Origin of the sequence: Finegoldia sp. (genome assembly GCF_046991905.1) — a bacterium.
Taxonomy (GTDB): Bacteria; Bacillota; Clostridia; order Tissierellales; family Peptoniphilaceae; genus Finegoldia.
On sequence record NZ_JBKWZF010000078.1, the window covers coordinates 1 to 5,991 of the forward strand.

At 32.6% G+C, this 5,991-nt stretch carries 5 protein-coding genes; all 5 read right to left on the bottom strand.

Features of this window, described 5'->3' with window-relative positions; genetic code table 11:
- Window positions 1-12: 12 nt before the first annotated feature.
- Window positions 13-747 (bottom strand): class I SAM-dependent methyltransferase, encoded by a 735-nt coding sequence (locus ACLUJM_RS12465; RefSeq protein WP_005810607.1) that lies wholly within the window; start codon window positions 745-747, stop codon window positions 13-15.
- Window positions 748-1,738: 991 nt separating this feature from the next.
- Window positions 1,739-2,515, bottom strand: a complete 777-nt coding sequence (locus tag ACLUJM_RS12470) for a retron system putative HNH endonuclease (RefSeq protein ID WP_032540267.1) — start codon at window positions 2,513-2,515, stop codon at window positions 1,739-1,741.
- Window positions 2,499-4,253 carry an AAA family ATPase gene (locus tag ACLUJM_RS12475; RefSeq protein ID WP_412412941.1) on the bottom strand — a complete coding sequence of 585 codons (1,755 nt, stop codon included), beginning with the start codon at window positions 4,251-4,253 and terminating at the stop codon, window positions 2,499-2,501. Before ACLUJM_RS12475 ends, ACLUJM_RS12470 begins: the two co-directional genes overlap by 17 nt.
- A gap of 2 nt (window positions 4,254-4,255) precedes the next feature.
- A complete protein-coding gene (locus tag ACLUJM_RS12480) occupies window positions 4,256-5,431 on the bottom strand; it encodes a DNA adenine methylase (RefSeq protein WP_032540265.1) in 1,176 nt (391 codons plus the stop codon).
- Between the two features lie 135 nt (window positions 5,432-5,566).
- Window positions 5,567-5,991 (bottom strand): DUF5712 family protein (locus ACLUJM_RS12485; protein ID WP_412412942.1); only part of this gene is annotated, 425 nt, incomplete at its 5' end.

Genomic DNA, 5,991 nt, shown 5'->3' on the forward strand with positions numbered 1-5,991 from the left:
CCCTTTGCTTGTTCAGACTTTGACGGCAGAAACAGCCAGCATCATAGGCCGTCTCAATTCTTCTTCCATATCCTTGATCTTTTGCAGCATCTCTTTAGTCGGTTGAGGCTCTATCACATTGGTTATGGTAAATCCGGCCTGCAATAGTCCCTGCAATATGGAAGTTAAAGTATGATGGAATTTCACTACCGTTTCTCCCAAGAAAGAGGTTTCCCGGTATCCTTCAGTGAAATAATGATCTACCGGCCAGTGCTGTGCGGTTCCTGCTGTGTTGTAAAACCAATCTTCGGTTCCATGTGCCGTAAATATCGGATGTTCCATTGTAAACACGAATGTTCCTCCTTGGGCTAATGTACGGTACACCTTTCGGAATATCTCTTCTAAATTTTCAATGTAGTGTAAAGCCAGTGAACTGACAACTACATCAAAGCGATTCGACGGATAATCATAGTCTTCTATCCCTATCCGGTGATATTCTATTTTGTCGGACTCCTTCTTTTTTTCAGCCTCTTGTAGCATTTTCTCAGACAAATCAATACCAACCACATGGCTTGCTCCTTTAGAAGCTGCATACATGCAGTGCCATCCATAGCCACATCCCAAATCAAGTGTCCGTTTCCCTTCAAAATCAGGTAATATCTTTTCCAGTGTCGGCCATTCTCCCGCACCTTTCAACCCTTCTTTTGAGCGTAGCATCTCGCCATATTTCTCAAAGAAGGATTCTTTATCGTAAACATTCTCCTTCATAAATTATTAATCGTTTCTGTTTATACATCTTGCCCTGCATTTCACCTATGCATTAACCGCTGAAGGGGCAAAAGTACGAAAGATAATCTGCTGATTATCGGAATAGATCGTATTTTTGTGCCGATATCCACTTTGCTTTTCTTTGATCCTGAGAATTTTCTATAAAGTTATTAACAGGATAAATTGTTGATATATAGGTGGTATCTCTTTTTAAATAGGCTTTGTGAACAACTTCATAGAGAGTCGTTGCCTGCTTTGAGACATCTTTTTGGATTCGTTGTTGGTGGAAACTTGTCAATGGCTTTAAATACACTCATAGCGAAGTTAGATACTAAATCCAGAAGCACTTCGACTAAAGTTCTTTTCATCCCTTTGGAAAGTAGCTTTCTTCATCTGACTTTCTTCATCTTAGCAGCTGAGATTTACATCTTAGCCGCTAAGATATAGATCTTGGCTGTCAAGATGCACATCTCGGCTGCTAAGATGAACTTAAATTACTTTCTTTCTCTGTTTCTCATTTAATGCTTTAGCACTTTGGAACGGGTAGTATCTTATTTAAGAACTTGCTTCTTAGCTTCCTTTTCACTACAGAGTATACAGAGAGAATCCCTTTTATTTTTCTTATTGAACAGCTTTTGAACGAAGTTATTAACAGGATAATTATCTGGCTATCTGTGGTTTGTTTTGTAGTAAGCAGGTTTTATGAACAGGTGTGAATAAGGAACTTGTTGATAACTGGGAGAGGGGTATTAATCAAACAGCCTCAGAATTGATTCTGAGGCTGTTTGAGTGATCCGCCTGGGATTCTCTTGACAGAGTTACCACGCTGATATTTAAAACTTTATATTTTTAGTTTCAAGCATATCCCATGATTTAACCCACTGATTTGCTACGTGCTTTTGCGGTAGTTTGCTCATGGAGAATACTAGGTGCAAAGATAAACATATTTGTTGATTTATCAAATTTCGAGAGCATATAGGCATTATAATTATTATAAAGTAGTAATAGCCTCTTTTACTACATCATTTAACCAATTGTGTCCAATTGCAAAATTACGAAAAGCCAAAAATTCATTATCATTATCATTGGCTTCATTAACAAAACGTCTGACCAATATATTTATAGCCTGCTTTTGTTCTTCTGGAGTTGAATTATGAACAAGCTCTGAAATTATTTCTCTCTTAAATTTATCAATAATTTTTTTTCTACTATCATTTAAATATTTACGGTCTATTCTACATGTTTCTATTGTATATTTATAATCTTCGTTATCAGAAGTTATTTTCCCATCTCTTTCAAATATCAAGTAAGGACTTGGATCTGATTGCTCTGGATTTATTAACTTTGGTTGCTCTTGAAGATTATATTTGTTGGATGATATAGTATTGATGCTTTTTAAATTTTTTGTACTAGGGCATTTAGCTCGCTTTCCTTTTATTGCGAAGTTTATGCCTTTATAATTATTGCAATAGTGGCACGCTAATAAAAGATTATCCCAACTATATGCTAACCAGTAGTAAATTTGCTTAGGTCTAAAATGTTCAATATGATATTGTTCAACCTTTTGTTCGCAAAAAGCACATTTGTTGTTATATATAAGCACTAATCTATCTCTAATATCATCAGTTTTATATCGATCATTGTAAGGTGCTTCATTAATATAATGTTTCTTTGCTATTAGTTCTAATCTCCTTTGGTGTGTTAACTTATCATCACCAATAACTAGTGATGGTGGTATTACTGCTAAGTCTTTATTGATCTTCTTCATTTTGATATTCTTCTAAAATGCTATCTATCAAAGAGTCAATTTCGTTCTCACTAATAAAATTCTTACCTTTTTCTTTTTGTTCTTGTAACTTTGAAATAAGTTTCTTGTTTATTTTATACAATAAATAAGTGTCGTTAGTATCGGAATTATTATCATCTGTGTCTAATCTGGAATCTTCCAATCCAAACAGAGAAGAAGTTACTAAAGTATTCATCATGAGATGATCTAAGTCCTTTCTATAATAGGGTTCACTCACTTTTGTTATGCCGTTCACTCTATATGTTCTAAATATAATAGAATCGTCTGATGCACCTTGAATAATTGTAGGGCTGTGCGTCGTAAATATGAACTGTATATTTGGAAATATATTTCGTAACTTACTAACAATTATTCTTTGCCATTTTAAATGCAAATGTTGATCTATTTCATCGACTAAAACAACACCTTTCGTTTTGAATATATCGTCGCTATTATTTTTATATAAACGATACAACAAATCACAGACAAAAATAATGATACTCCTATATCCTTCTGATAATTGATATATACCTAGGAAACATCCTTTTTCCTCAAAAAAAACCTTACTCCCTTCAATGTGAGTTTTAACGTTTCTTTCGAGTAAATTAAATAGAATGTCTTCTAATTGTTTAGTTGCAACTTTTATTTTTAGCTTATTTTCTTCAGCTTGTTCCTCTTCCAATTTTAGATTTTTCAGCCATTGCTCTGGGCTATTTAGTGTAAGATCATTATTGAATAATGACATGAAACCATATTTTTCAGAAGGATCAGCATTATATCTTCCGCGATGTGTACCATAAGCATAAAGATTATCAAGATATATTGCATTAGAAATATTATATTGATGCCCCCACTCATCAATACCATATAGATCGCTATTATTATCCAATATATCGGATGCAATTCCTGTATCCCGCTTTTCAGTTTTATATTTGATATAATTTCCGTTAAAAGCAAGATATATTGCCATTATTATAAGTGACTTTCCGTCACCATTTTCTCCAAGAAAATATATTTCTTTTGATTTTTCTAGGTCAATATCTACTGGCTCTTTTATTGATAGAAAATTCCTGATATGTAATTCTTTAACATAGCACGCATTAAAGCTATATCCTTCAAGCCATGTTTTGAATTGATCAAAAGTTAAACTTAAAGCTTTATGAAATTCATTTTTCTCACATATACTATAAAACTCATCATTCGAGAGTTCTTTGTTTGTAAATCTAGAAAACCTTTCTAATAATACTTTTTTAAATAATTTTCCAACTTTAGGATTATAATATGCAACGGAGAAGTCATAAGGTACTTCATTTTTTCTCCTATTTGTCGGTTCTGTTGCTTCTGCAACCACTAAAGCACTGCGAATATTAGTAAGCTGTTTGTCTTTAGAATCAATATAAAAGACACCTTTCATGTTATCTTTTGAATACTTAGTTGCAAAGTCTTTTACAACCCCTCCATGAGTAAAGATCAGAGCTAGTAATGAAAATATTTTCTTTTCTATTGGATATTTTTGAATTTCAATCCAATAATCAGGAATTGGATCATCTAGAGAGTTGATACCAAGAAATGAACGCAAAATTCTTTCATTAATTTTTGCTTCCTTATTCTTATATTTCTGTATAGTATCAACACTATATATAACATCTAATGCTTGGACTATATCATATTTAGTCCATGATGTCCTTAGTTCTGTAAAATCTATCTGAATAGAATCCATGATTATACTTTTTTATAAGATATAATAAGCTCATTCACATCTAATTGGTTTTCATCAGAGCGTCCCATTTTGCTGTGAATATATTCCCTTGATTGTAAATCGCATTTATATCCTTTTCCCAAGACTGAACTCCCAATGTTTAATATTTCTTCTTGACTAATCATTCCATTATTGCTGTAGCTTAGGACTAAATGGGATTCCCTATTTTTAACCCCTTCAAATAATAATTTGAAAGCATTTCTCACCTCTTTCTTCTTATCAAAAGGGGATTGATGCCGATCATCCCTATACCGACCTTTATACTTTATAATGGGGTGGTCATATCGGACTAAAGTTTCTATAGCATGATAAAACCTTGAGTAATGAACCGTGCTATATGGTGGGTCTGCATAAACGATAGAATTTTTTTCTATTACTCGAAGACAATCCATATAGTCTAGTGATGTTACTTTATATTCAAAATTAGTTTCTATATTTAATGTGGAAATTAACTCTTCAAATTTTTTAGAAAACAAATTCCATATATTTTTATGACGATATATTAAAATATCATTCATATTAGATTCAGTAACATCTCGATATTGCGCAAAATGACCTGTACTTTGTGATGCATAAGACATTGAAAAGATTAAGGATGATAATATTGCATAATACGAAGGTGTACCAATATAATCTTCTGCTATTGCTCTAATAGAATCTATCCATACACATTGTTCAAATGACCAATATGTACCAGAATAATATTTTGTGAATAGGTTAAAACCTATTCCAAAATCAAAACTAATCAGTTCTTGTTGAGCTTTCTCAAGTTGCTGTAACTCTTTATAGTTGGTGATTTGGGTATAATTAAATTCTAATTGAGGATATCGTTCTTTGAACTCTGCGACTAAAAAACAAACACGTTTCTCAATCTCCTGTATTTGTAGAGGCGGAATTAAACGATTTAGATTTAGCAAATACGTATTACTAAATATGGCTGAGTATTGCTGTATATCGTTTGCATGTATATTATATTCGTCTTTTAAAGATGCGGAAATTATAGATGTTCCTGAAAATAAGTCACATAGCCATTCGGAATTCACATTTAGATTTTGAATTGATTCTGTTACATATTCCAATATTTCTCTTTTGGCTCCCATATATTTGATTAAATGGGGTATATTTTGACTATTAATCATAAACGTAAGTTAATTCTATTTCAATTATATGCAAATATAGAGAAAGTTTTCCGCTTTCTCGCTGGATTTGAGATTTTATGTATGCAAAATATAGTATCTCTCCTTATAATACTTTTAAAATTTGAACAGATACTTTTACCGTTTGGGCTTTCTCTGTTTTCTCTTTTTGGGTTTAGGCATTTGCTCTTCTAATGTAGAACTCAATGTAAAGTCTACTCCCAATGAAAAGATAGATAACAAGGAATCACCGCCATTGTTGTTTTGTTGATTGTTAGAATGTTTGTTTTCCATCTTGCTATCAAGATTGCAAGAAATATTGTTTTCTTTTTCAGTGGATTGGAATATATCTTTTTTCTTTTCACCAGTAAAAGTTTGCGTCTGTAATTCAAGTTGTGAAGAGATAGAATCGTTTTTCATTGTGTTGTGGTAGTTAAACGATTCGTAATGTTGGCGGTCGTAACCAAAGAGTTTATCAAAGCCCTGTTCCGCTTGTTGGAACAGGTTCACACGGTCAAAACCTCCTTTGATTATCCCGTTCTTGGTATTCTTATGATTGGTAA